The 26,614-nt window shown below is 54.5% G+C and carries 22 protein-coding genes; 13 read left to right on the top strand and 9 right to left on the bottom strand.

All coding sequences use genetic code 11. The features are described from left to right. The first annotated feature begins 109 nt into the window (after positions 1-109). The 8 genes from J2I47_RS03200 (at position 110) to J2I47_RS03165 (ending at position 11,812) form a co-directional block, all read left to right on the top strand. On the top strand, positions 110-1,765 hold the full coding sequence (locus J2I47_RS03200; RefSeq protein WP_207363092.1) for a peptidase dimerization domain-containing protein: 1,656 nt from the start codon (positions 110-112) through the stop codon (positions 1,763-1,765). A gap of 118 nt (positions 1,766-1,883) precedes the next feature. After that, positions 1,884-3,056 carry an ATP-binding protein gene (locus J2I47_RS03195; protein ID WP_207363091.1) on the top strand — a complete coding sequence of 391 codons (1,173 nt, stop codon included), beginning with the start codon at positions 1,884-1,886 and terminating at the stop codon, positions 3,054-3,056. Between the two features lie 124 nt (positions 3,057-3,180). Continuing rightward, on the top strand, positions 3,181-4,824 hold the full coding sequence (locus J2I47_RS03190) for a TldD/PmbA family protein (protein WP_207363090.1): 1,644 nt from the start codon (positions 3,181-3,183) through the stop codon (positions 4,822-4,824). Positions 4,825-4,926: 102 nt separating this feature from the next. Continuing rightward, a complete protein-coding gene (locus tag J2I47_RS03185) occupies positions 4,927-6,273 on the top strand; it encodes a TldD/PmbA family protein (RefSeq protein ID WP_207363089.1) in 1,347 nt (448 codons plus the stop codon). 205 nt (positions 6,274-6,478) lie between these two features. Further along, positions 6,479-8,119, top strand: a complete 1,641-nt coding sequence (locus J2I47_RS03180) for a TldD/PmbA family protein (RefSeq protein ID WP_374759894.1) — start codon at positions 6,479-6,481, stop codon at positions 8,117-8,119. Positions 8,120-8,152: 33 nt separating this feature from the next. Next, the gene (locus J2I47_RS03175; protein WP_207363088.1) at positions 8,153-9,793 is read left to right on the top strand and encodes a TldD/PmbA family protein; all 1,641 of its coding nucleotides are present in this window, start codon (positions 8,153-8,155) and stop codon (positions 9,791-9,793) included. A 131-nt stretch (positions 9,794-9,924) separates the two neighbouring features. After that, positions 9,925-11,262, top strand: a complete 1,338-nt coding sequence (locus J2I47_RS03170; protein WP_207363087.1) for a TldD/PmbA family protein — start codon at positions 9,925-9,927, stop codon at positions 11,260-11,262. Between the two features lie 10 nt (positions 11,263-11,272). After that, entirely contained in the window at positions 11,273-11,812 is a 540-nt protein-coding gene (locus tag J2I47_RS03165; RefSeq protein ID WP_207363086.1) for a hypothetical protein, read from the top strand. Positions 11,813-12,039: 227 nt separating this feature from the next. On the opposite strand, the gene J2I47_RS03160 is transcribed toward J2I47_RS03165, so the two are convergent. The 3 genes from J2I47_RS03160 to J2I47_RS03150 all read right to left on the bottom strand — a co-directional run bounded on the left by J2I47_RS03160 (position 12,040) and on the right by J2I47_RS03150 (position 14,486). Next, positions 12,040-12,729, bottom strand: coding sequence for a DUF421 domain-containing protein (locus tag J2I47_RS03160; protein ID WP_207363085.1), 690 nt, complete (start codon positions 12,727-12,729; stop codon positions 12,040-12,042). A gap of 84 nt (positions 12,730-12,813) precedes the next feature. Next, positions 12,814-13,008 carry a DUF2188 domain-containing protein gene (locus J2I47_RS03155; RefSeq protein ID WP_207363084.1) on the bottom strand — a complete coding sequence of 65 codons (195 nt, stop codon included), beginning with the start codon at positions 13,006-13,008 and terminating at the stop codon, positions 12,814-12,816. A gap of 74 nt (positions 13,009-13,082) precedes the next feature. Continuing rightward, positions 13,083-14,486, bottom strand: a complete 1,404-nt coding sequence (locus tag J2I47_RS03150) for a TolC family protein (RefSeq protein WP_207363083.1) — start codon at positions 14,484-14,486, stop codon at positions 13,083-13,085. A 79-nt stretch (positions 14,487-14,565) separates the two neighbouring features. Here J2I47_RS03150 and J2I47_RS03145 point away from each other — a divergent pair, with 79 nt between their 5' ends. Further along, positions 14,566-16,224 (top strand): amidohydrolase, encoded by a 1,659-nt coding sequence (locus J2I47_RS03145; RefSeq protein ID WP_207363082.1) that lies wholly within the window; start codon positions 14,566-14,568, stop codon positions 16,222-16,224. A 106-nt stretch (positions 16,225-16,330) separates the two neighbouring features. Here J2I47_RS03145 and J2I47_RS03140 read toward each other — a convergent pair whose 3' ends face one another. Beyond that, positions 16,331-16,888 carry a hypothetical protein gene (locus tag J2I47_RS03140; protein WP_207363081.1) on the bottom strand — a complete coding sequence of 186 codons (558 nt, stop codon included), beginning with the start codon at positions 16,886-16,888 and terminating at the stop codon, positions 16,331-16,333. Positions 16,889-17,062: 174 nt separating this feature from the next. Here J2I47_RS03140 and J2I47_RS03135 point away from each other — a divergent pair, with 174 nt between their 5' ends. Genes J2I47_RS03135 through J2I47_RS03125 form a run of 3 tightly spaced genes read left to right on the top strand, consistent with a single transcriptional unit; the run spans position 17,063 to position 20,116 of the window. Continuing rightward, positions 17,063-17,287: a hypothetical protein gene (locus tag J2I47_RS03135; protein ID WP_207363080.1), complete on the top strand. Its 225-nt coding sequence runs from the start codon at positions 17,063-17,065 to the stop codon at positions 17,285-17,287. A gap of 45 nt (positions 17,288-17,332) precedes the next feature. After that, positions 17,333-18,247, top strand: coding sequence for a sugar phosphate isomerase/epimerase family protein (locus tag J2I47_RS03130; protein ID WP_207363079.1), 915 nt, complete (start codon positions 17,333-17,335; stop codon positions 18,245-18,247). A gap of 60 nt (positions 18,248-18,307) precedes the next feature. Beyond that, complete coding sequence (locus tag J2I47_RS03125) at positions 18,308-20,116, top strand: PQQ-dependent sugar dehydrogenase (RefSeq protein WP_229374226.1); 1,809 nt, start codon at positions 18,308-18,310, stop codon at positions 20,114-20,116. Positions 20,117-20,133: 17 nt separating this feature from the next. Here J2I47_RS03125 and J2I47_RS03120 read toward each other — a convergent pair whose 3' ends face one another. After that, positions 20,134-21,312, bottom strand: a complete 1,179-nt coding sequence (locus J2I47_RS03120; protein WP_207363078.1) for an amine oxidase — start codon at positions 21,310-21,312, stop codon at positions 20,134-20,136. A gap of 223 nt (positions 21,313-21,535) precedes the next feature. Here J2I47_RS03120 and J2I47_RS03115 point away from each other — a divergent pair, with 223 nt between their 5' ends. After that, on the top strand, positions 21,536-21,904 hold the full coding sequence (locus J2I47_RS03115; protein ID WP_207363077.1) for a T9SS type A sorting domain-containing protein: 369 nt from the start codon (positions 21,536-21,538) through the stop codon (positions 21,902-21,904). An 82-nt stretch (positions 21,905-21,986) separates the two neighbouring features. Here J2I47_RS03115 and J2I47_RS03110 read toward each other — a convergent pair whose 3' ends face one another. From J2I47_RS03110 to J2I47_RS03095, 4 genes are all read right to left on the bottom strand, one after another. Next, the gene (locus tag J2I47_RS03110) at positions 21,987-23,693 is read right to left on the bottom strand and encodes a GMC oxidoreductase (protein ID WP_207363076.1); all 1,707 of its coding nucleotides are present in this window, start codon (positions 23,691-23,693) and stop codon (positions 21,987-21,989) included. 203 nt (positions 23,694-23,896) lie between these two features. Further along, positions 23,897-24,562 carry a helix-hairpin-helix domain-containing protein gene (locus J2I47_RS03105; protein ID WP_207363075.1) on the bottom strand — a complete coding sequence of 222 codons (666 nt, stop codon included), beginning with the start codon at positions 24,560-24,562 and terminating at the stop codon, positions 23,897-23,899. A gap of 12 nt (positions 24,563-24,574) precedes the next feature. Beyond that, the gene (locus J2I47_RS03100) at positions 24,575-25,066 is read right to left on the bottom strand and encodes a helix-hairpin-helix domain-containing protein (RefSeq protein ID WP_207363074.1); all 492 of its coding nucleotides are present in this window, start codon (positions 25,064-25,066) and stop codon (positions 24,575-24,577) included. Positions 25,067-25,097: 31 nt separating this feature from the next. Further along, the gene (locus J2I47_RS03095) at positions 25,098-26,093 is read right to left on the bottom strand and encodes an OmpA family protein (protein WP_207363073.1); all 996 of its coding nucleotides are present in this window, start codon (positions 26,091-26,093) and stop codon (positions 25,098-25,100) included. Between the last annotated feature and the right edge of the window lie 521 nt (positions 26,094-26,614).

Here is a 26,614-nt window from a genome sequence, read left to right as displayed (position 1 = left end):
GAAGAGATCCTGTTCATCCTGAAATCCTGATAATCCTGTCCAAAAAACTTCTACCCTTCCAATAATTAATCATGGTGTTATCTTGTGAGGTCATCTCACTCGTACAACCATGCGAAATGCCTACCTGCTTGCTCTCCTGTTGTTGCCGTTTCTGGTATATGGCCAGAAAGCCAAAAAACAAGCTGCCCAGTCACCCATCGACAAGCTCAAGACCGAGGCAATGGCGGCGGTGGATGCCCGAAAAGATCAGGCACAGCAAATCAACGACATGCTGTTCAGTTTCTCAGAACTGGGTTTTCAGGAGCAGGAAACGTTTACGTACCTGACCACGCTGCTGGAAAAAGAGGGCTTCACGATTCAGAAAAACATATCGGGCATGCCCACGGCCTGGATCGCCACCTGGGGCAGTGGCAAACCCGTAATCGCTATCGGCTCCGATATCGACTGCATTCCCAAGGCGAGTCAAAAGCCCGGCGTGGCCTACAAAGACCCCATCGTGGAGGGCGCACCGGGGCACGGCGAAGGCCATAATTCGGGGCAGGCGCTGAACATCGTAGCGGCGTTGACGGTGAAGAAAATCATGGAGCGCGACAAGATTCCGGGTACGCTGATGCTGTGGCCGGGCGTGGCCGAAGAACTGGTCGGGGCCAAAGCATTCTACATTCGCGATGGCTATTTCAAAGACGTGGACGCCTGCATTTTCACCCATGTCGGCGACAACCTCGTAACCTCGTATGGCGACGCAGGCAACAACGGCCTGATCTCGGTACGGTTCAATTTTGAAGGGTCGGCGGCGCACGCGGCGGGGGCACCGTGGCGGGGTCGGAGTGCCCTGGATGCCGTAGAGTTGATGAACATTGGCTGGAACTTTCGCCGCGAACACCTTGAACTTACCCAACGGTCGCACTACGTCATCTCCGACGGCGGCGACCAGCCCAACGTGGTGCCGTCGAAGGCAGGAGTCTGGTATTATTTCCGCGAACGGAGCTATCCAAAAATCCGCAAATTGTTTGAAACGGGCCTGAAAATAGCCGAGGGTGCTGCCCTGATGACCGATACCAAGTTCACCTACGACATTCTGGGGTCGGCGTGGCCGGGACATTTCAACAAGCCCATCGCCGAGGCCATGCACGAAAACATCAAACGCGTGGGTCTGCCCACGTGGTCGGCGGAGGATCAGATGCTGGCCAAGGCCACCCAGAAAGAAATGGCCGCGCGGAAGGTGGAGGGTCTGGCCGTGAAGCTCGACAGCCTGGGACTGCCCGCCAACACCGCCCCCACCATGATGATGGGCGGTCAGACGTTTGTGCCCCTCACCGGCGGCTCCGACGACATCGCCGACATTGCCTGGTCCGTACCAACCATTGTGCTGCGTTACCCCAGCAACATCCCCGACTTGCCCGGCCACCACTGGAGTAACGCCATTTCGATGGCGACGCCGATTGCTCACAAAGGCATTGTGGCCGGGGCCAAAGCCGAAGCCATGACCCTCCTCGACCTGCTGCTGAAGCCCGATCTGATTGCCAGAGCGAAGGAGTATTACGTGAATGAGCAAACCAAAGAGTTGAAATACACGCCCCTGATTTCGCCCAAAGAATTTCCGGCGGTGTACCTCAACCAGAAAATCATGACCGATTTCAAGCCGAAGCTAACCCCGTTTTATTACGACCCGTCGAAATACAAAACGTATCTGGAACAGCTCGGTATCAAATACCCCACCCTCCGCGACGACCAGCGTAAGGAGATTGAGAGCAAGGGAAAATGAATCAATCGTCTGCAAACCAGTCAGAGATGAAAAAGTGGGGGACAACAACGCTGCTGCATGTCATTGTTCTTTAATTTTATCCTTGAAAATTCAATAGTACACTTACTAATTTTCAAGGATGATCAACCGTCATGTATCCGCTCGTCTGCTCGAAGACTTAGCCTATTTTCCTGTCGTAGGCCTTATTGGGCCCCGTCAGGTGGGCAAAACAACACTAGCGAAGCAGTTGGGGGAACGTCTGGCAAAACCGATGCTGTATCTTGACCTTGAACTGGATTCAGATCAGCGAAAACTGGCTGATGCCGAAACATTTCTCCGCCAGTATACGGGCCATTGCGTGATTCTCGACGAAGTGCAGCGAATGCCGCAGCTCTTTACGCTGCTTCGTGCCTTAGTTGATCAGCAACGGGAGCCTGCTCGATTTATGTTGTTGGGATCAGCCTCGCCTGAACTGGTACGCGACAGTTCGGAAAGCCTCGCGGGGCGCATCAGCTATGTAGAATTGAAGCCGTTTTCCTGGCCCGAAGTACAGACGCAAAGCACCATACAGGACCATTGGTTAAAAGGCGGCTTCCCGGACGCTTTTCTGGCTCCCCGTCTCCCGCTTACGTTCCGCTGGCTGAACAACTTCATTCAAACTTATATTGAGCGCGATCTGCGGCAACTAGGCTATGATCTATCGGGCCGAACGTTGACGAGTTTGCTCCAAATATTGGCTCACATCAACGGCAACATATTGAACATAAGCGATTTATCTCGGTCGCTGGGCATTGCGCAACCTACTGTAAACCGTTACATCGACTTGCTGACGGGGAGTTTTGTGATTCATCGGTTAACACCCTACTTCACAAACGTAAGTAAGCGGTTGGTGAAAGCACCTAAGCTATACATTAGAGATTCGGGGGTGTTACATCAGTTGGCCCAGATTACCAGCTATAATGCCTTACTGGGAAATCCAGTAGCCGGGGCCTCCTGGGAAGGTTATGTAATTGAGCAAATCAGGCGTGTAGTGGGCAACGACTGGTCGTTTCATTATTACCGCACCCATGCCGGGGCGGAAATCGACCTGCTGCTCGTCGCGCCAGACGGCCAGAAAATCGCCATCGAAATCAAGCTTACCAACGCGCCCACTGTATCAAAGGGATTTTACAGTAGCCTCGACGATATAAAGCCCAACCATGCCTTCATCGTAATACCCAACGGCGACAGCTACCCAAAAGAAAACGGCCTCTGGATTTGCAACCTGACCGAGTTAATTACGGAACGATTGCTCGCGATTTATAGAGAGTAGTATCTAGTAAGGAGAGACTCTGCCACTCATCACAAAAAGTTGTCTGTGGCCTCCACAGACAGTAGATTGTGTGGTTTTCCATCTCATTTACCCAACAAACCAGTAGAATTACAACGTCTTTTACATGAATCGAAGAAACTTCATCAACTTATCTGGATTGGGCGTCGGGGGACTGCTCGTCGGGAGTATCCCGGTGATGGGACATGCCGTATCCCCTGATCGCCTCCTCGAACCGGGTGTCGACACGGCCATCAAGAAACAGTTGGCTGATGTGGCGCTCAACGCGGCCAAAAGCCGGGGGGCCACTTATGCCGATGTCCGGATTGGGCGGTATCTCCAGCAGTTTCTGTTCACCCGCGAAAAGCAGGTACAGAACATCAGCAACGCCGAGTCGTATGGTGTGGGTATCCGGGTCATCGCCAACGGCACCTGGGGCTTCTCGGCCACCAGCGACGTAACACCCGACGGTATTGCCAAATGCGCCGCCACCGCCGTAGCCATCGCCAAAGCCAACGCAAAAATTCAAACCGAGCCAGTCGTGCTGGCCCCGCAGAAAGGCGTGGGTGAAGTATCGTGGAAGACGCCCCTGACGAAAAACGCGTTCCAGATGCCGGTCAAAGACAAGATCGATCTGCTGCTGCGGACCAACAATGCCGCTCTGGAAAACGGAGCCGGTTTTGTGACGTCGAACCTGTTTATGATCAATGAGCAAAAGTATTTCGCCTCTACCGACGGCTCCTACATCGATCAGGACGTCCACCGGATCTGGCCTACGTTTACGGTAACGGCGGTAGACCGGGCGGCGGGCAAGTTTAAAACCCGCGACGCGCTTAGTTCACCGATGGGTATGGGCTATGAATATCTGGATGGCCTGGCATCGGAGAAAATTCCCGGACCAAACGGGCTGGTCGGCTACCGCAACTCGTATGACATGGTGGAAGATGCAGCACTGGCGGCCAAACAGGCCAAAGAAAAGCTAACCGCCAAAACCGTGTCGGCGGGCAAGTACGACCTCGTGCTCGACCCCAACCACCTTGGCCTCACGATCCACGAATCGGTTGGGCACCCCACGGAGCTTGACCGGGTGCTGGGCTACGAAGCCAACTACGCCGGAACGTCGTTTGCCACGCTCGACAAATGGAAAACGAAGTCGTTTAAATACGGCAGTGAACTAGTCAATATCGTGGCCGACAAAAAACAGCCCTACACACTCGGCACAGTGGGCTACGACGACGAAGGCGTGCCAGCGAAGGAATGGGACCTGATTAAAAACGGCGTGCTGGTCAACTACCAGGCCATCCGCGATCAGGTGGCGATTTTGGGCGGTACCGAATCAAACGGCTGCTGCTACGCCGACAACTGGGATTCAGTGCAATTCCAGCGGATGCCCAACGTGTCGCTGAAACCCGGCACCGAAAAACGGTCAGTATTGGACATGATTAAAGGGGTCGACAAAGGCATTTACATTATTGGCCGGGGCTCGTATTCCATTGACCAACAGCGCTATAACTTCCAGTTTGGCGGGCAGCTGTTCTACGAAATCAAGAACGGCGAGGTAGTCGGGATGCTCGATGACGTAGCCTACCAGGCCAACACGCAGGAGTTCTGGAATTCCTGCGCACAACTCTGTGACAAAGATGATTACCGCACCTTCGGCTCGTTTTTCGATGGTAAGGGTCAACCCAGCCAAATCAGCGCCGTCTCGCATGGCAGCCCGACAACACGCTTCAACGGCGTCAACGTGATCAATACCGGGAGGAAGATTTAAGGATATTGGACGCTGGACACTAACGAGTAATCCAGTATCCAACATCCATTGTCCAAAATCTAACATCCAAAACTTAACACACTCAAATTCAATCAACAACGCATGGCTATTCTGACCAAAGAAGAAGCAAAAAAGATCATCGACAAGGTGTTGAGTTACGCCAAAGCCGACGAGACGGCGGTGAGCCTATCGGGCGGGCGCACGGGCAACATTCGGTATGCCCGTAACTCGGTATCGACCAGTGGCGAGAGCAATAACCTGGCGCTGGCGGTAACGTCGGTGTTTGGCAAACGGTCGGGTACGGCCACCATCAACGAGTTCGACGACGCGTCGCTGGAGAAGACGGTGCGGCGGGCTGAAGAGATTGCCAAGCTAGCCCCCGAAAACCCCGAATATATGCCCATGCTGGGGCCGCAGACGTACCTGAACACAAATCCCTATTCAGAAAACACGGCCAAAATAGATCCTGAATACCGGGCAAAAGCAGCGTTCGACAGCCTGGATCCCTGCCGGAAAAAGAACCTCACGGCGGCGGGTTATCTGGAAGACACCACGGGCTTTTCGGCGCTGGGTAACAGCAAAGGGCTGGTGGCCTACAACCGGGCTACCTCCGTCGATTTCACCATTACCGTTCGTACCGCCGACGGGTTAGGCTCCGGCTACGCCATCCGCGACGTAACGGACGTATCGAAGCTGAACACGAAAGAGGCCACCGAAATTGCTATGCAAAAGGCCCTGGCGTCGGTGACGGCCAAGGCCCTGGAGCCGGGCAAGTATACCGTCATTCTGGAGCCTGCCGCGTCGGTAGATCTGCTGCAAAACATGATGGGCAGCATGGACGGTCGCAACGCCGACGAAGGCCGGTCGTTTCTGAGCAAAAAAGGCGGCGGCACACGCCTCGGCGAGAAGCTGTTCGATGAGCGCGTGACGATCTATTCTGACCCCACCAACCCCGATATCCCGACCTCGGCGTTTGGTGGCGGCGGGGGTGGCCGCTTTGGTGGTGGGGCCGACGGCCGTCCGCAGGAGAAGATAACCTGGGTAGACAAGGGCGTGGTGAAGAACATGTATTATTCGCGTTTCTGGGCGGCCAAAAAAGGCGTTCCGGCCACACCCCCACCGGCGGCGTTCATCATGGCGGGCGGCAATCAGTCGCTGCTGGACCTGATCAAAAGCACCGAAAAAGGCATTCTCGTCACGCGGCTGTGGTACATCCGCGCCGTTGACCCGCAGACGCTGCTCTACACGGGCCTCACCCGCGACGGAACGTTTTACATCGAGAACGGTCAGATCAAATTCCCGGTGAAGAATTTCCGCTTCAACGAAAGTCCGGTCATCATGCTCAACAACCTCGAAGCGATGGGCAAGCCCGTGCGCATTGGTGGCAACCTGATCCCACCCCTGAAAATCCGGGACTTCACGTTCAGCAGTTTGTCAGACGCGGTATAGGTTTTTGGGCGTAACTCCAGACGCGTAACCCCCCGCCCTAAAGGGAGCCTTGCTTGCGCTAGCGAACTTCCAGCGGGGACTATTCCTGCGCAAGCAAGGCTCCCTTTAGGGCGGGGGGTTACGCGTCTGGGGTACGCCGATAAATAGCCTGTTTAGACAGCAAGCAATTACAATGACTACCCATCACCAAAAACCAAAAACGCACTTGAACCGCCGCGATTTTAACCAACTGCTGGGCATGAGCGCAGCCGGGCTGCTGCTGCCCACGATGCCTGCCTTTTCACACGCCGTTTCGGCCGATGAGCTGGTGGGTAATTACATCGACGTAAGCACGAAAAAACGCCTGGCCGACGCTGGGCTTAATGCCGCCAAAGCCATGGGGGCCACCTACTCCGACGTGCGCATTGGGCGGTATCTGAACCAGTTTGTCCTCACGCGGGAAAACAAGGTGCAGGGCATTGTCAACACCATATCCTATGGGGTGGGCATCCGGGTCATCGTCAATGGCTGCTGGGGATTTGCCGCCGTGGCCGACCCAAAAGATGAAGCCACCGTGGCCAAATGCGCCGCCACTGCCGTGTCTATTGCGAAAGCCAATGCCCGGCTGCTGACCGAACCGGTGGTGCTGGCGCCCCAGAAAGGCTACGGCGAGGTAAGCTGGAAAGCACCGATCAAGCAAAATGCCTTCGAGGTACCCATCAAAGAGAAAGTCGACCTGCTGCTGACGGCCAACGCCGCCGCCATGACCAACGGAGCCAACTTTGTCAATTCGGTGCTGTTTATGGTCAACGAGCAAAAATATTTTGCCTCAACCGACGGCACCTACGCCGACCAGGATATTCACCGGATCGGGCCGAGTTTCACGGTCACCGCCGTGGATGCACAGAGCGGCAAGTTTGCCACCCGCAATTCGCTGAGTGCGCCGATGGGCATGGGCTATGACTACCTGCAAACCAACCCCAGTGATAAAGTGGGCGGCGTCACAACCCGCTACGGCAAAGGGTATGATATGCTCGAAGACATCACACTGGCGGCCAAACAGGCTAAGGAGAAGTTAACAGCCAAATCGGTTGAGGCGGGCAAGTACGACCTGGTGCTGGACCCCAGTCACCTCTGGCTCACCATCCACGAATCGGTCGGCCACCCGCTGGAGCTTGACCGGGTGCTGGGCTATGAAGCCAACTACGCTGGAACGTCGTTTGCCACGCTTGACAAACTACAGTCGAAGAGTTTTCAGTATGGCTCTAAAGAAGTGAACCTGGTGGCCGACAAAACGCAGGTTGGTTCGCTGGGCGCGGTGGGCTACGATGACGAAGGCGTAGGTACCAAAAAATGGGATCTGGTCCGCGACGGCATTCTGGTGAATTACCAGGCCATCCGCGATCAGGTGCATATCCTGGGCGAAAAAGAATCGCACGGCTGCTGCTATGCCGACAACTGGAGTTCAGTGCAGTTTCAGCGAATGCCCAACGTCTCGTTGCAGGCCGGAAAAACGCCGCTATCGGTACAGGACATGATCAAGGACGTAAAAAAAGGCGTCTACATCATTGGCGATGGCTCGTTCAGCATCGATCAGCAGCGGTATAACTTCCAGTTTGGCGGACAACTGTTCTACGAAATCAAAGACGGGCAGATCGTGGGTATGTTGAAAGACGTAGCCTATCAGGCCAATACCCGCGAGTTCTGGAATTCATGCACCGCCGTTTGCGACCAAAGTGATTACCGGCTGGGTGGGGCCTTCAACGATGGCAAAGGCCAGCCCTCACAGTCGAGCGCGGTATCGCATGGTAGTGCTACGGCCCGTTTCAACGGCGTGAACGTGATCAACACAGCCCGGAAAATTTAGCCAGTTAACCCCCATCTTCAACTAAAACCCCCGATGAATCGTCGACATTTTAATCAGCTTATGGGCCTGAGTGCCGCTGGCATTCTGCTCCCAACTATTCCCGGTCTGGGCCGTTCGGTTGACCCCGGCGTATTGCTCGAGGCGGGCATGGACGTGGCCGTGAAAAAGCGCCTTGCCGATGCCGCCCTAAACGCCGCCAAAGCCAAAGGAGCCACCTACACCGACGTCCGCATTGGCCGCTACCTGAACCAGTTTGTGGTTACGCGCGAAGACAAAGTCCAGAACATTGCCAACACCGAAAGCTACGGGGTGGGCGTGCGCGTCATTGCCAACGGATGCTGGGGTTTTGCGGCCCTGGTCGACGCCAAAAACGAAGCCGACGTGGCCCGTGCCGCCGAAGAGGCCGTGGCGATTGCCAAAGCTAATTCGCGCCTGATCAAGCAACCTGTGCAACTGGCCCCGCAACAGGGCTACGGCGAGGTGAGCTGGAAGGCACCTATCAAGCAAAACGCCTTCGAGGTACCCATCAAAGAAAAAGTCGATCTGCTGCTGGGTGTAAACGCGGCGGCGATGAAAAACGGGGCCAACTACGTGAATTCGGTGCTGTTCATGGTCAACGAGCAGAAGTACATCGCCACCTCCGACGGTACGTATGCCGACCAGGACATTCACCGTATCTGGCCCATTTTCAACGTCACCTGCATCGACCCTAAGTCGGGTAAATTCGAGACGCGAAATGCGTTGAGTGCCCCGTCGGGTATGGGATATGACTATTTGCAGGTAAATCCGGCTGATAAAGTCACGGGCGTGACCACGCGTTATAACAAGGGCTACGACATGCTCGAAGACGTAACCGCCGCCGCCCAGCAAGCCAAGCAGAAGCTATCGGCCAAGAGCGTTGAGGCGGGCAAGTACGACCTGGTGCTGGACCCCAGTCACCTCTGGCTTACCATTCACGAATCCGTTGGCCACCCGCTGGAGCTTGACCGGGTGTTGGGCTACGAAGCCAATTTCGCAGGAACAAGCTTTGCGACGCTGGACAAATGGCAGTCAAAAAATTTCCAGTACGGCTCTAAGCTGGTCAATTTTGTGGCTGATAAACAGCAGGTTGGTTCACTTGGGGCGGTCGGTTACGACGACGAGGGCGTGAAAACCAAGCAGTGGGATCTGGTCCGCGACGGCATTCTGGTCAACTATCAGGCCATCCGCGATCAGGCGGCCATTATTGGCGAAAAAGCCTCGCACGGCTGTTGCTACGCCGATTCGTGGAGTACGGTGCAGTTTCAGCGGATGCCCAACGTATCGCTCTCGGCGGGCAAAACGCCGCTGTCGGTTGCCGATATGATCAAGGATGTGAAGAAAGGTATTTACATCGTCGGCGACGGTTCATTCAGTATCGATCAGCAGCGGTATAACTTCCAGTTTGGCGGACAACTGTTCTACGAAATCAAAGACGGGCAGATCGCCGGGATGCTGAAAGACGTGGCCTACCAGAGCAATACCCAGGAATTCTGGAACTCCTGCGCCGCCATCTGCGACGAGCGCGACTACCGCCTCGGCGGCTCGTTCTTCGACGGCAAAGGCCAGCCCAGTCAAAGTAGTGCCGTATCACACGGCTCGGCCACCACGCGGTTTAATGGGGTAAATGTGATCAATACAGCACGGAAAATATAAATTCGAAAAGGGCTATAGGGCTATAACACGGAGTTACACAGAGGGCCACGGAGGCACACAGCGTTCTCACTTTGTAGCCCAAAAACCTCAGTGTAACTCCATGTTGTAGCCCTTTTCTCCTACTTCTCAAAATGGCAACCATACTCACCGAAGCAGAAGCCAGGGCGCTTCTCCAAAAAGTCCTCAACTACTCGAAAGCTGATGAGTGCGAGGTAAACCTGTCGGGTGACATCAGCGGCAACATCCGCTATGCCCGCAACGAGGTATCGACCAGCGGAGCGAAGACCAACCAGAATCTGGTGGTGCAGTCGGCCTATGGCAAAAAAGTGGGCACGGCAACGATTGACGAGTTCGACGATGCATCACTCGAAAAGGTGGTACGGCGGTCGGAAGAGCTGGCTAAGCTGGCGCCCGAAAACCCGGAGTACGTGGGTATTCTGGGACCGCAGACGTACCTGAAAAGCAACGGTTATTTCGCCAGCACAGCCAACCTCACACCCGACGCCCGTGCCGCCGCCGTTGCCAAAAGCCTGGAACTGACGCGGGCGGCTAATCTGACCGGCGCCGGTTTTATGGAAGACAGTCACGGCTATCAGGCCATGATGAACTCCAAAGGCCTGTTTGCCTATTACCCCAGCACCAATGTCAACTTTTCGCTGACGGTCCGCACCGCCGACGGTAAAGGGTCTGGGTACGTGGCGCGGGGCTACAGCGACGTCAGCAAGCTTGACACCGCCGCCGCCACGCGCATTGCCATGCAAAAAGCAGCAGCGTCGGCCAGCGCGAAGGCCCTGGAGCCGGGCAAATACACCGTCATCCTGGAGCCTACTGCCGCCGCCGTGCTCATGGAGAACGTCTTCTTCAACATGGACGCCCGCTCTGCCGACGAAGGTCGCTCGTTTTTGAGCAAACCCGGCGGCAAGACCAAACTCGGCGAAAAGCTGATGGACCCCCGCGTCACGATCTATTCTGACCCCACCAACCCCGACCTGCCCGCTTCGCCCTGGGCAGGCGACGGACAGGCACAGAAGAAAATTACGTGGATCGACAAGGGTGTGGTAACGAACATGTTCTACTCGCGTTACTGGGCGCAGAAGCAGGGTAAAACGCCCGTTCCGTTCCCCAACAACGCCATCATGGCGGGTGGTACGGCCTCACTGGAGGATATGATCAAGGGCACACAGCGGGGTATTCTGGTCACGAAACTTTGGTACATCCGCCCCGTTGATCCGCAGACGTTGCTCTACACGGGCCTCACCCGCGACGGAACGTTCTACATTGAAAACGGCAAAATCAAGCATGCCGTGAAGAACTTCCGGTTCAACGAAAGTCCGGTCATTATGCTCAATAACCTGGAGGTTCTGGGCAAGCCCGAACGCGTAGTCAGCACTGAATCACAAGGCAACTACCTGATTCCGCCCATGAAAATCCGCGAGTTCACCTTCAGCAGCTTGTCCGACGCGGTGTAAAAGTTGGTAGATGATGATCAGGTTATTCTGGCTCCTGCTCATAGCCACCATCGGCTACTCTGTCTTCATGAATCGCAGCATCGCCCCGCTGACGAGTAAAGAGGTTGTGGCCTATGAACTAGCCCGTACCCCTGATCAGGCCACGGTGCTTTTGGGCCAAATGAGCCTGAGAGGCAAAGACGTGCTGCTCTCGCGAAGTATTTTTCTCGATTTTCTATTTCTGTGTCTTTACGGCACGACTCTGTTCGTTGGCTGCCGGTACGCTGCTCAGCTGCTGGCGAAGGTGGATGTAAGAAAGACTTGGATAACGTGGGTTAACCGGTTGGCATGGCTGGGTATAGTTGCGGCAGTTTTTGATGCCATCGAAAACGGGGCGATGCTGCAACAACTGCCACCGGCCAGTGCCACCACCACAACCGCCCATCTGGCCTGGGCAATGGCTTTGCTGAAGTTTAGCTGTATTGCCGTTGTGTTGTTTATTGCCGCTACGGGCTTTGGCTACTACGGCCTCAAACGGTTGTCGGACACCAAACGACCTATGCTGTGGTAGGCTAATCTTTAGTAGCACGGGGCATCTACTTTTCACTTACAGACGCCGAAAGTCTACCAGCCGTACCTCATCCGGGGCCTTCGCCGGGCAAATCGAGTGAAACGCAAAAAGCCCGTCGGCGGAGAGCAGACGGGCTTTATAAGGCAGTTGAGGGTAAAACCACGAAACCGGGCCGAAAGTTTCCGCTTTAAAACATAGTGCGTTTATTTTTCTGAAAATTTTTGCTTCTATCCCTGCGCCTTGACCCATTGACCATTTTGGCAATTTGGGCAACTAATATCCTGGTCGGGTTGCATGGGCTGGGTGTAGCCACACTGGTCACAGGCGTAGGTATCTTCCGTAACAATGTGCCGGGTAAACTGAGCCAGGGGTTTGGGCAGAATAGGCAAACCCGGCTTCACCTGATCATCAGGTTGTTTGTAGAGACTTAGCGTGCCATTGGCTTCCAGGATGGCCACCCGCACCTCGCCCAGTTGCTCGATACCCGCCTGCCGCAAATCGGCGAAGAGCTCATCTTTGCCCAGGTCCTCGTCATCGAAATTTTTGGTCAGAATACACCCATCCTCAATGACGTAAACGGGTACGCCTTCCAGTTTATCGCGAATGGTTTTGTTGCGGTCGCTTAGTTTGGTAATGAACTTGTAGCACAGCATAATAACCACAAATACCACCACCGCCGACGCCAACGGCACGTCGTGATAAAACATGGGGTCGCCCGCCGCCGAGCCAAGACCAATTACCAGCACTAGTTCGTAAACAGACAGTTGACGAACTTCCCGCTTACCCGATACGCTGAGTGCCGCCAGGATCACGGCAAACATAAACACCGTACGCAGGGCCACCTCCCCCAAAAAGCTGAGCGGAAACTCGTGCAGCCACATGCGCTGCCAATCGAAGGGAGTGATGGGGTCTTTCATGAAGCAGGCAGTAAACAGTAGCAGTAAACAGTAGCAGTAGGCAGTGGCGGTAGCGTACTGCCTACCGCCACTGCCTACTGCTACTTATTTTCCTTTCTTCCGGGTACGTATACCGCGGGATTCGGCCCATTTTTCGGCCTGGGCAGTGGCAATAGCAATGGCTTTCGACTCGTCGTTGCCATCAGCGAGTAGGGCGTTGGCAATCTCGATGGCTTTGTTGCGCACAGGAGCCATGAAATTCTTCAGCGAAGCGGGGTAATCCGTTTTTGAATAGGGCATAGCAGGCAGGCGTTTGGTTTTGCTGCCCTAACGTCTTTCAATCACTAGTACGTCGGAAAACTTCGTCAGCGGTCTCATTTGGAAGTTGCATCGGCCTGGCCCAGAAACTGCTGACTGATGGTGCTACTCAGCCGAAGTAACTCAATTTCAGCGGCTTTAGCGTTAAACTCGGCGGTAAACAATCGGGCCTGAGCAGCCACGGCATTGCGCTGCACATCACGAAACTCAACGGCCGTTGAGTTACCCACCCGGTAACGATCATAGGCAATATCGATGTTTTCGAGGGCAATCTTGAAGTTTTGCACCTCCACATTCAGTAGGGCCAGGCTGTTCTGATACTGCGTAAACGTCTGCGCTACAGCTTGTTGCAAAACCACTTCCTGATTGGCCTGCTGGTATTCGGCGGCAAGGGCATTGGCCCGGGCGTTGGCTTCAAGCCGCCGCAGATTACCCCCGGCAAAAATCGGGATAGCCGCCGCCACACTGTAGGTAAGGCCATTATTGCGTGCAGAAGCCACTCCAAAGCCCCCTTGATTGTCGATAAACGTGAAGTTGTAGCCGGTCTGCACGCTGACCACAGGCTGTCGTTGCGCGCGCGCCAGTCGGATGTCAAGTTCGGCCAGACGCCGATTGAGGGCCGCCGTAGCCAGCAGGGGGTTGTTGCTGGCCATGTTCTGCCGGATCTGCTCAAGGTTCAGATCGGTTTTGGCTACGATGGTGTCGCGAATGGCAAATTCGGTAAGCGGGTCACGAATCAACAGGGTATTCAGCAGGATTTTGGCCGATTTCAGGCTCTGCTCCTGCGTCAGCAGCGTCACACTGTCGGCATTGTAGTCTACCTGCGCTGTGAGGTAATCCACCTTAGACCGGGTACCCACTTCATAATTGGCTTTGGCCAGTTCGAGCCGGTCGCGCGAAATATCGAGGGCCTGCCGGAACGAGAGCAACTGTTGCAGCTGCCGCACCACGTCGTAATAGGCCGTAGCTACGTCGGCAATAGTTTGCTCTACACTCACGCGGGTGTTGATCTGACTCAGGCGGATTAGTTCGCCCAGCCGTTTGTAGGTATTCAGGTTGGCAAAGCCGTTGAACAGCGTCCAGTTCAGGTTTACCCCCGCCGTGGTTGTGCGGTTGAACAGACCCGATTGCACCTGCGGCGGACGGATGTTGTCGATGAATCGTTGATTAATGTTCTGGAGTCCACCGTTTGAATTAGCGTTGGCCGTAACGAGCGGATAGAAACCGGCATTGGCCGGAATACGATCATTTACAGCTACTTGCTCCTGGGTTTGCAAGCCTTTTATCTGGTAGCTCCGGGCCAGTGCCTGCGTGATGGCGTCGGCTAAGAGTAGCGTTTCGCCCTGCTGGGTAACGTAGGCATTGCGGAAGGCCCGCTGGACTGGGTTTTGGAATGGTTTGTTCTGGCCAAACGCATTGACCGCCAGAAAACAGCTTAATAGAATACCAGTTGAGCGCATTGTGTGTGAGTAAATCAAGACGGCAAAAGTAAGCGTTGGCACTTACGATGTAAGTTTGCGGCTGATGTTTCCTACTACCATGACCAGAACTCACTACGCACTGTACCTGCTTGCCGCCTGGCTGTTGGCGGCTTGTTCCACCCGCCCCAAAGCCGATTATATACTGACCAACGCCACGGTCTACACCGCCGATTCGCTAAACACCAAAGCGCAGGCCTTTGCGGTGAAAGAGGGCCATTTTGTGGCCGTGGGCACTACCGATGCCGTGACGCAGGCCTATTCGTCCGATAGCATCATTGACCTGAAGGATCAACCCGTTTACCCCGGTTTCTATGATCCCCATGCCCACTTTCTGGGCTTGGGTCAAATGCTCGATCAGGCCGATCTGGTGGGTGCCACATCTTACGCCGAAGTGGTTACCCGGCTCAAAACCTACCAGCAGCAACACCCCGACGCCCTCTGGATCATTGGCCGGGGCTGGGACCAAAACGACTGGCCTGCCACTGATTCACCGGTGCGGGGCTTCCCAACGAATAAACAGCTCGACGAGGCGTTTCCCAATATTCCCGTGGCCCTCACCCGCATTGACGGCCACGCCATTCTGGCCAACACCAAAGCCCTGCGACTGGCCCGCGTTACGGGCGGTACCGTGCTGGCTGGGGGCGACGTGATTTTGGCCAGCGGGCAACCCACGGGTGTGCTGGTCGACAACGCCATGCAGGTAGTTAAGCGCGTAATTCCCCAACCCGACGAAGCCGCCAAAACACGGATGCTTCAAAACGCCGAAGCGATGTGCCTCAAACTGGGCCTGACCACCGTTTCCGACGCCGGGCTGAACCGTGATGATATCGACCTGGTAGAAAAGCTGCACGCAACTGGTAAGCTCCGTATCCGCGACTACGCCATGATCAGCCTCGGCGAACCCAATCTGGATTATTATCTGAAGCGGGGTCCCTACCAGACCGACCGCCTCACGGTGCGGTCTTTTAAACTTTACGCCGATGGGGCGTTAGGCTCACGGGGAGCGTGTCTGCGCCGACCCTACACCGACCAGCCCACCACGTCTGGGTTGTTGCTACTGGCCCCTGCAGAGTTGGATCGGGTGATTGGGCTGATTGCCAAAAGCGGTTTTCAGGCCAATACGCACTGCATTGGCGACTCGGCCAACCACCTGATTCTAGGCTTGTATGGCAAATACCTTAATAACAAGAACAACCGTCGCTGGCGGATAGAGCACGCCCAGGTGGTCTCGCCGGAGGATGTCTGGCTGTTTGGGCGCTATTCGGTAATCCCCTCGGTGCAGCCCACCCATGCCACGTCTGATATGTACTGGGCCGAAAAGCGGTTAGGCCCCAGTCGCGTGAAAGGTGCTTACGCCTTCAATGACCTGATGAAACAGAACAAGCTGATTGCATTCGGCAGTGATTTCCCCGTCGAATACGTCAATCCGCTGTTTGGGTTTCACGCGGCGGTGGCCCGGCAGGATGCCAAAAACTTCCCGAAAGGCGGTTTCCAGCCCGAAAACGCCGTTTCGCGGCAGGATGCGCTGGCAGCCATGACGCGCTGGGCGGCGTATTCGTGTTTTGAAGACCATATGCGCGGCAGCATCGCTACGGGCAAGCAAGCTGATTTTGTGATCCTCGACCGCGACATCATGACCGTGCCTAATGAGCAGTTGCGCGCCACGCAGGTACGTCAAACCTGGATAGGCGGACAGCGGTTGTATGCAGCAAAGTAAGATGCAAGAGAAGAGATACAAGAATCAAGATGATCTCCGCAAGGATATAAAGAATATCATGAAAAAGTACATCTCATATTTTTCATAATATTCTTTGTGCTGTATGTTATTTGTGTCTTCCTCCGCCAGAACGACCGCTGCCACTTGATCGATATAGGGAACGACTTTTACTTGAGCTTCCACCCAATGAACTACCAGGTTTAACATACGTCTTATTCCCATTACTATTGATATAATAATGACCTCCACGTGGTCCAGTATGGATGTAAGCTCCGTTGGAAGGGGTATTTCCTTGCTCACTAGATTGGTAAGTTGATACTGAACTATTGTACACAGCATAAGTGTCAATAGGCTTGTATTCAGTAGCATATGAGCCTCGATAGCGTCGCACCATTCGCCAGTGAGGTTGACGTAGAAAGACGTTATACCCGTCATAATCAACTGATTGGTATGTATTTCCTTTGACCCGCCCACGCCTAACAACGTGAGTACCTGCTGGCATATCTGCTAACCGTTTATTTCCTCCAAGCTCATCTGCATACACCTCTGTAGCATCGGTAAGTTCATACTCATAATAATTACCTACCATTTGGTAACCATGTTGGCAAGCTAAAAAGCCAATGATTAAAGTAGTCAGTGAAAAGGCTGTAAATAGATGTTTCATAACGTCAATAACATGAGTGTCAATAGATCTGTAAACATATATACTATTTTGAAAACTTATACACAAACCGATTGAGTGGTATTTGATAGTATATGACTAGTGATCAGAAAAGTTGCCAAGCGTCAAACTATTCGCTATTTTTCATACGATTTCTAAACAATCAAAAATTCCACTATGTCGTCATTACGAGAGCGCACATTACGTGAGGAGTACGAAGAAGCCTTTAAAAGCGGCTACGAAATAATTATTGAAAAAGCTATTAACGCTATGCTTAAGTTGAACGTAGATGCGGGGTATATTGCAAATGAGCTTGGGGTTCCGCTTGAACGAGTTTTGACAGCTCATCAACAAATTAAAGTGGAAAGTAACGAATCAATTCTTCCAAAGCCCAATCAGTGATGGTTGGGCTTTGCTATTAGCACCTGTGCCATACCGACCCTTGCCATGACTCGCCTACTCACCCGCCGATCTGCCCTGAAAACTAGCCTTGGGGGTCTGGGCACGCTCCTGATGGCCCCCACGCTGGGGTCTGTACGGCAGCGGCCTAAATTTTCGTTTTCAACGCTGGGTTGCCCGGCCTGGCCCATGACCACTATTCTGAATACAGCGGCCAAAAATGGCTATCAGGGCGTGGAGTTTAGGGGACTGTTGGGCGAACTGGACCTGCCCAAATGCCCGGAATTCAGTACGGCTGCCCGCGCCAACGAGACACGTCGGCAGTTTGCCGCTCAGGGCGTACGGATCATTAACCTGGGGTCGTCGGCGCAGTTGCACCACGCCGACCGGGCCAAACGAAGCCAAAACCTGGATGATGCCCGGCGCTTTATCGACCTAGCCCAACAACTCGACTGCCCGTTTGTGCGGGTATTTCCCGATCAGCTTCCGCCCGACCAACCCCGCGACCTGACGCTCCGGCTCATTGGCGACGGGTTGCTTGAACTGGGTGAGTACGCCAAAAGCCGGTCTGTGACGGTACTGCTGGAATCGCACGGCGAACTGACCCGCAGCGACCTATTGCTACCGCTGATGACCGCCGCCGAACACCCCAACGTTGGATTGATCTGGGATATAGTCAACATGTGGTCCGACAGCCACGAGGCACCCGCCGAGGTGTATCAGAAATTAAAAAAATACATTCGTCACACTCACATAAAAGATGCTCGCCTAGAAAACGGGAAGCATCATTATGTGGCCGTTGGCAAAGGTGAGGCTCCACTCCGGGAAGCTATTACGGCACTGGTGGCGGGTGGTTACGATGGCTTCTACAGTTTCGAGTGGGAAAAACGCTGGCACCCCGATATTGACGCACCCGAACTGGTTATTCCGCAATATCCAGCGGCTATGCATGCGTATTTCTAAGCCGGTAAGGGCTTTGTGATTCGTGTGGCTAGCCCGAGCCTAACCACACCGCACACACAAATGGCACCTCTATCTATGGCATTGCAAGCAGCACAGTATACTTATCAAAAGCAGCTACTTACCTGGTCTATTCTGCTGATTGCCCTGGTTGGCGTATGCGTCTGTGCCCGCCCAAATCCAGTTGGCCAAACGTCCCGTCAGGCCACCGACACGCTGGGTAAAGACAAGCCCTATTCATCAGACAAACAGCTGATAGCCAAGGGGCAAAGCCTGTTTCAGACCAACTGCTCGGCCTGTCATAATTTCCGGCAAAAGGGTATCGGACCCAATCTGGCGGGCGTAACCACCGCCGTGACACCCACGTGGCTACGGGCCTTTGTTCGCAACGCGCCGGAGCAGATTAGCCGGGGCGACGCACGGGCCGTTCGTCTTTTCGAGGAGTATAAGCAATATATGCCCGCTTTTCCGGCGTTGAGCGACCCTGACCTTGAGGCGATTCTGGCCTTTGTTCATACCAACCAGAAGCAGCGCTTGCCAGAGGCAAAAAACGAAAACCTGGGCGCCGCCATCGACGACCCGGTGCCGGCTAAAATAGCTAAATCAGGGTTGAGACTCCGTATTGAGGATGTGCTCACGGCTCCCGCCACGGCGCAGGCCAAACCCCTTGCCCGGATCAATAAAATGCTGGTGCTGCCCGGCCAGCCTGACCGGGTCTTTATCGAAGATCTTCGGGGAAAGCTCTATGAGCTGATAGCCGATAGCCTGCGGACGGTGATGGATCTGGCCAAAGAGCGACCCAATTTTATTCATACACCGGGTTTAGCCACCGGTTTCGGCAGTTATGCGTTTCACCCCGATTTCTACCGGAATGGCCTTTTCTACACCACCCATACCGAAAAAGCGGGCACCGCCCCCACCGACTTTGCCTACGCCGATTCCATCAAGGTTACGTTGCAATGGGTGATCACCGAATGGAAAATTACGGACCCGACCAGTGCCGTTTTCACCGGAACAGGCCGGGAATTATTCCGCGTCAACATGGTATCCCCTATTCACGGCGTTCAGGAAATTACGTTCAATCCACTGGCCCGACCCCGTAGCCCTGACTACGGGCTGTTGTACATTGGGGTTGGCGATGGTGGGGCCACTGAGAATGGCTATCCATTTCTCTGCCATGACAAAAGCCACGTTTGGGGGTCGGTCATGCGTATTGATCCAAAAGGCACTAACAGCCGTAACGGCCGCTATGGCATTCCGGCCACGAATCCTTACGCCAAAGACAAGCCAACCACCGTTAAAGAAATCTACTGCCGGGGCTTCCGCAACCCCAACCGCATTTGCTGGACACCCAACGGCAACATGCTGATTACCGACATTGGTCAGGCGCGTATGGAGGAAATAAACATCGGCATAGCGGGTGCCGATTACGGCTGGCCGGAGCGGGAAGGTACGTATCTGATGAACTCGCGGGGTAACATGGGTAAGGTGTATGCCCTGCCTGCCAACGACAAGTCGGCGCATTACGTCTACCCGGTAGCCCAGTATGACCACGACGAAGGCAATGCCATATCAGGAGGCTTTGTCTACACAGGTACGGCCACCCCGCAACTACAAGGCAAGTATATCTTTGGCGATGTAGTCAATGGCCGAATCTTCTATGTAGAAAGCAACGCGTTAACCCTTGGCCGTCAGGCTGTTGTTCAGGAAATAGAGCTGGAGCACGCTGGCAAACCGACCACCTTCCAGGAATTAAGCGATAGCAAAAAAACCGATCTCCGCATGGGCATGGGCCTCCACGGCGACCTATTCCTGTACACCAAATCAGACGGGAAGATGTACAGGGTCGCGGCTGTTCGCGCAAACCCCTGACAGCCTCTTTGCGCTGCTCAGTCAATAACCGACTGGGCCTGTTGAAGGGCCTCGGCATAAGGCTGGCTAAGATACCGACCGGGCGTTTGGCCGGGGCTCATGTCAAGGCCGTCGGGGCTGGCGTCCCAAAGGCCGGAGCGATGCCAGGGGCGTTCCAGGTGGTCCCAGTCGGGGCGGTCAACGATGGGGTACAGGCAGATTCCCTCCAGAGGTACACCCACCTGTTTGGCGGCGGCACATTCGCGGGCGATCATCCGTATCCAGGCGGGGCGGTCAATGCCGGGGTGGCTGGTCTCGGTGAGGGCAATGGGCTTTCGGTAGCGTTTATACACCTCTAAAAACAGCAGGTGCAATCGCCGGAAACGTGGGTCTCTACCTTCGTTTCCCCAGGGTAGCAGTTCATACGTTGGCACTACCCACTGGTTGTTATAATAGAAATTCAGCCCCACAATATCAACCATGTGCGGAGCACCGCCCAACTCGGGGTGAAGGCGGCCCAGGAGCATATCAACGGCCTGATACTGGTTGTCGTGGGCCGCTTTAGCGGCACTCACTTCCTGCCTCGACGGCTTCAGCGGAGGTACCATATTCACCAGCGGTTCGGTGGTCAGGACCAGCACATTAGCGTCTACGGAACGCATGGCGGCAATACCCTCAATATAGGCCCGAATCAGCCCATATTTCACCTCAAAACCTTGCTTGGTGCAGTAGGGCACCGTGCCGCGCACGTCGCCACCAAGCCACGAAATAAAGCTGACCTCGTTGATAGGTGTAACAATCAGCGGACCGTCGGGAAACGTTTCGCGGTAGACAGCGACAAACGCTTTGCAGATAGCCGCGAACCGCCGGGCAAACATCGGATGCAGGGGCGTGAGGTCGTCGGGGTAGCCGAAGTGGCAGATGTCCCAGATTTGCTGGATACCCAATGCCTTGCCCCGCGATAACATCTGCCGCACCACGGTCCAGTCATAGACATAGGCCCGCTTCTCTACCTGACTCCAGCGGATACCCTCGCGGACGGTGCGAATGTTGAGGTTAATGATGTCGCGGTAATCGTCGTCGAGACGGTCGAGATGGCCGGTAAGGGGCAGAAAATCGACCCGATTACCGAAGGCGTTTTGCTGGTCGGTGCATTCGTAGCCTGCCCACCAGAACGTGTTGAAACGGGGGGATTGCGTAGTTGTTTGAGAAATCATTCGCTACCGAAAGGGTGGTCTACCTCTATAAACCTGCGTTCGGCGGTTTATTGTTTGCTAACCTGAGCATGAGGTGGTACCTGCATCGCCTGATTGACGGTTCGTCGGGCAAAACAGGGCGTCTAACCAATCAATTCCGGTATCCACACCGATTTGGTTTCCAGCCTCAATAGCCTGCCACACCTTTGTATCAGTCAAACTCAAAAGAAAGACTGATACAACCATGAAAAAAGTAATCGTCCTGATGCTGGGACTAGTAGCCAGTACTGCATCATTTGCCCAGCAAGTTGCCCCCGAGGGTACAGTTGCCGCCACGCCGCAGACCAATATGTTCATTACGGCCGATCAAAAAATCAAGCTGTTCGTCGAGGCACTACCAGCCACAGCCCGGATCACCCTGTCGGATGCCGCCGGTCACGCACTTTACGCGATAAGAGTGCCGCTGAATCATGGCTATGGTCAACAATTCGACATCTCCAATCTGGGTGTCGGCTTATATCGGCTCACGGTTTCTACAGCAGCCAAAACCACCACCAATACGTTTGTCATTCAGCCATTACAACCCCAGACGTTTATTGTGCAACAGTCTTAGCTGCCAGGCCTGCTCAACGCAATGGCACAGGTATAAACAGGAGGCGGGAGCAGGTTGCTGGCAACCTGCTCCCGCCTCCTGTTTATAAATTCTTCCGTTTCATCTCGCCCACGGCGAAGTTGGCGGCCCGGGCGGTGAGGGCCATAAAGGTGATCGACGGGTTCTGGGTGCCGGTGCTGGTCATGGCCGCGCCGTCGGTGACAAACACGTTTTTAACGTGGTGAAGCTGGTTATGCGCGTTGAGCAACGACGTTTTCGGGTCGCGGCCCATGCGCACACCACCCATCTCGTGGATGTCGAGGCCGGGGTTACGTTTATCGTCGCCTGCGGTGATATGCTTGCAACCCGCCTGTTCGAGCATAATCTGCCCCTGCTGCAGAAAGTCCTTCATCAGCTTTTCGTCGTTGTCGGTGTAGCCGATTGAGGTAACCAGTTGCGGAATGCCCCACTGATCTTTCAGGTCTTTGCTGAGGCGCAGGTGGTTTTCGTAGCGCGGTACGGTTTCGCCCTGCATCATCATATAAATATGCCAGTTGCCGGGCTTGGTCAGCGCCTCTTTAAACTCCGGGCCAAAACTCGCTTCGGTCGGTACACCCCGGCCCCGGCCGGCGCTGAACGCCACCATGTAGCCCCGCTGGAAGTCTGTTTCCTGCTTGTGTACGTTGCGGAAATTGGGCATAAACGCCGTGGTGGGCCGCCGACCGTAGTAATAACCGTCCTCGAAGCCTTCGTAGGTGGCATTCAGCGCACCGCGGTAATTGTGGAAAGCGGCGTAATGGCCCATCAGCCCGTTGTCGTTGCCCAGCCCGTTTGGAAACCGGCGCGAAGTTGAGTTGAGCAGCACCAGATTGGTGTTCAGACAGGCCGCATTGACGAAGATGATCCGGGCGAAATAATCGGTTGTTTTTTTGGTGTTGGTATCCACCACCCGCACACCCGTGGCCCTGCCTTTGGTCTCGTCATAGATGATCGATTCGACCACCGAAAACGGACGCAGGGTGAGCTTTCCGGTTTTTGCCGCCCAGGGCAACGTGCTGGAGTTGCTGCTGAAATAGCCGCCATAGGGACAGCCGCGGTAGCACAGATGCCGCGCCTGACACTGCGCCCGGCCCTGGTCATAGTGAATCTGTTTCGGCTCGGTCAGGTGGGCACAACGGCCAATGATCACGTGCCGGTCTTTATAGGCCGCCGCTACGCTTTTCTGGATGTGTTTTTCTACGCAGTTCAGCTCCCAGGGTTTCAGAAACTCACCGTCGGGCAGGGTGTCGAGGCCGTCTTTGTTGCCCGAAATGCCCGCAAATTTCTCTACATGGCTATACCAGGGGGCCAGGTCTTCGTAGCGGATGGGCCAGTCGATAGCGGCACCATCGCGGACATTGGCTTCAAAATCATACTTGCTCCACCGCTGGGTTTGCCGCGCCCAGATCAGCGATTTGCCACCCACCTGGTAGCCCTTGATCCAGTCGAAGGGTTTTTCCTGCACGTAAGGGTGCTCGGCATCTTTGGCAAAAAAATGCTCGGTGCCTTCGTCGAGGGCGTAGCATTTGGTGGCAATAGGGTTCTTTTCGTCGAAGTCCAGCGGCATCCGGTTTCGGTGTGAAAAATCCCAGGGGTTGTTCATCGCCGTGGGGTAGTCGGTGATGTGCTTCACATCACGACCCCGTTCCAGCACCAGCGTGCGCAGGCCTTTTTCAGTCAGTTCTTTGGCTGCCCAGCCGCCGCTGATGCCAGAGCCAATGACGATAGCGTCGTAGGTATTCTTGTCTTTTCCCGGACCGTTGATATTCATAAATACGCATTAGAGAGGGTGTTCATCTGCTATACGAAGATACAACCGGCGGCGCAGTGTAACGCAAAAAGGCCGCATCCGTTTCCAGTGCGGCCTTTTTCCAGTTTACTGTTTTCTGTTTACCGTTTTCAGTTGCTTCGCGCTCTTAGTGGTTAGTAGGCGAAGCAACTGAAAACGGTAAACAGAAAACAGTAAACTCCTTATCATGCATCGTGCTTCTTGCCGTATTTGTTTGCGTAGAACGACTTCGACTGGTCTACCCAATTGTCGCGCTGAATACGGCCGGGGAAGAACTCAATGATCTCGTTGACCTTGTCGATATCTTCTTTCACAAAATTGGCCACCTGCCGGAACGTGTAGATACCCAGGCTGTGCAGTTTACGCTCCAGAAACGGCCCCACGCCCACAATGTCTTTCAGGTCATCGGCTTCGGCAGCCGTGGCGCGGCCAATCCGGTCGAAATTGATCTCACTGGCGCGGGCCGCAATCCGGTGCAGCACCGCATCTTCCGATCCACCCGTTGCTGGAATGGGAGCCGGAGCCGCTTTTTCCATGACTGGTGCCGCTATGGCCGCTACCATAGGCGCTTCAACACGATACATTTCTGCTACAGGAGCAGCAACGGCTGCCACCGAAGCAGCCATAGCAGGTGCAACAGACTGGCGGTGCGAATTAACAAACGGTGCAGCCTTGGCACGGCGGCACTCGTCGAGGGCGGCTTCTTTGTCGGCAATATCGGCCTGGAGGGCACTGATGCGGCCGTTGAGCAACAAGCGACCAAGCAGCCAGCCAATGAACGCAGCCAGCGATAAAATTGACAGTACTTCGATGATCGCCACCGGGCGGCTAAAGGGATCTAATCCAAACATGGGGGTAGAGGGTTAAGCGGTGCGTTTTTTACGATCAAAATCTGCCGACTGGCCAACCCAGTCGTCGCGCTCGATGCGCCCGGGGAAGAACTCGATGATGTCATTCACCTTGCCGACGTCTTCTTTGGTGAAATTGGCTATCTGCCGAAATGTGTAGATGCCAATGGCATGCAGCTTTTTCTCCAGAAACGGCCCCACGCCCACAATGTCTTTCAGGTCGTCGGCTTCGGCCAGGCTGGCACGACCAATGCGGCTTAAATCCAGTTCGTTGGCGCGGGCACGTACCCGATTCAGGATCAGGGCTTCCTGATCGTCGGGGGCTGATCGGGGGCGCTGGCAGTCGGCTAATTCGCGCTCGGTACTGGCAAGATCACCTTCCAGCTGGGCTATGGTTCCTTTGCGGGAAATATAGCCGATGATAAAGCCTAATGTGCCCGCTACAAACCACATGATCCAGTGCTGGATGATGGCGTCGGGCAAATTCAGGGGATTCATGGTAAACATACGAATGGGCGTTTATGTGTGTAGGGGGCTATTATTGTACCACAACGGTTACCCGGCGATTGGCTTTGCGGCCTTCGGCGGTCTCATTCGGCTCTTTGGGCTCGGTTTCACCTTTGGCTTCCACCACGATCTGATCGCCGTCAATACCATCTTTGCGCAGGCGTGCTCTTACGCCGCTGGCCCGCGCCCGCGACAGTTCGAGGTTTACCTTGTCTGGTCCCGTGGCATCAGTATGCCCCGTCAGCGTCAGTTTCTTGTCTTTGTGGGCCTTCAGATACGTTTCAGCTTCGGCAAAAAATTTCCTGGTGTCTTCTGTCCTGATATAGCCTGACTGACCACTCTTGAAATACAAATCGATGGGCTTGAACACCGACGTAAACTTCTGCGCTTCGGCCAGGGCTTCTTCCGTGTTGGGTTTAGCAGCTGTTGTGGTATCGGTGGCAGGAGCAGCAACAACAGCTGTTGTATCCGTAGCTGTTGTATCCGTAGCTGCGCCCGTAAACGAGAATGCCAGCCCACCATAGAGCGAGTCACCTTTCGTACTGTAGGGCATCATCGCGCCGGCTGGTGTACTCACCAGCATACTGGCCGTAGCTACCTGCGCAGCGGGCACCCCCATGTCGATAAGATCAGCTTTGATTGCTTCGGCCCGCGCAACACCCAGATTGGGGTAGCTGCCGGGATTATCTTCGTCAGCATGATAATGACCCATTATAGTCATGATCCGGCCCGGATTGGCTTTTAGGTAGGCGGCTACCGTCTGAAGCGTATTGCCCAGCGCCGAGGCATTGGCCGCCTCGCCCGATTTGGCAAAGGAAAAGTTACCGGGCACGTTTAGGTTCAGCTTGTCGCCGTCGGCAATGGTGAGGCCAAACGTAGAGGCGCCCGGCATTGCTATCGTTGCTTCCATGTTGGCATGGGGCAAGTAGTCACCACAGAGCTGCTTAATTTTGCAGACGTGCCACCACGTCGATCCGCCCATCCATAGCAGGAGCAGAACAATCCAGGGGGTTTTGTTGGTAAACATAGAAAGGGTTGATTAGGTCAGACCAGCCACCGCACCAATTTGGTGTAGGACAGGCGTGAGACGTGTTACAGGGGTATTGGTCATCCAAAAATAGGTTTACGCACCGTAAATGCAACACTATCAGCCATTTTCAAGAAAAGTATAGTACGAAAATGGGGTAGAACTCGCTAGAAGTTCTACCCCATTGTTAGATAAATATCAAGCGGTTTTTACTCCGTTTGTGCTGTTAATGCTGACTATTTCAGGTTAAATCCCCCACTTACCCAGCCGTTAGCCTGATGGCAACGGACCGGGCAGCGGAGAACGTGCAAGTAGGTGGGAGTAATGAGCGTATTAAATAAGTTGTTTATCACGAGAAGCCCTGATTTTTATATACCCAAACGTTTGGCATAACGGTGGCTGTATACGTCTATTTCATTATCACTGTCTTGCAATAACCTTGCCTATATGATATCAATAGCATATAAAAATCAATACATTCGTGAAAAATTCATATAATAATTTTTTCAATAGACGTTTAT

Source organism: Fibrella rubiginis (assembly GCF_017353185.1).
Lineage (GTDB): Bacteria > Bacteroidota > Bacteroidia > Cytophagales > Spirosomataceae > Fibrella > Fibrella rubiginis.
This window is presented reverse-complemented; position numbering and strand designations above follow the sequence as displayed.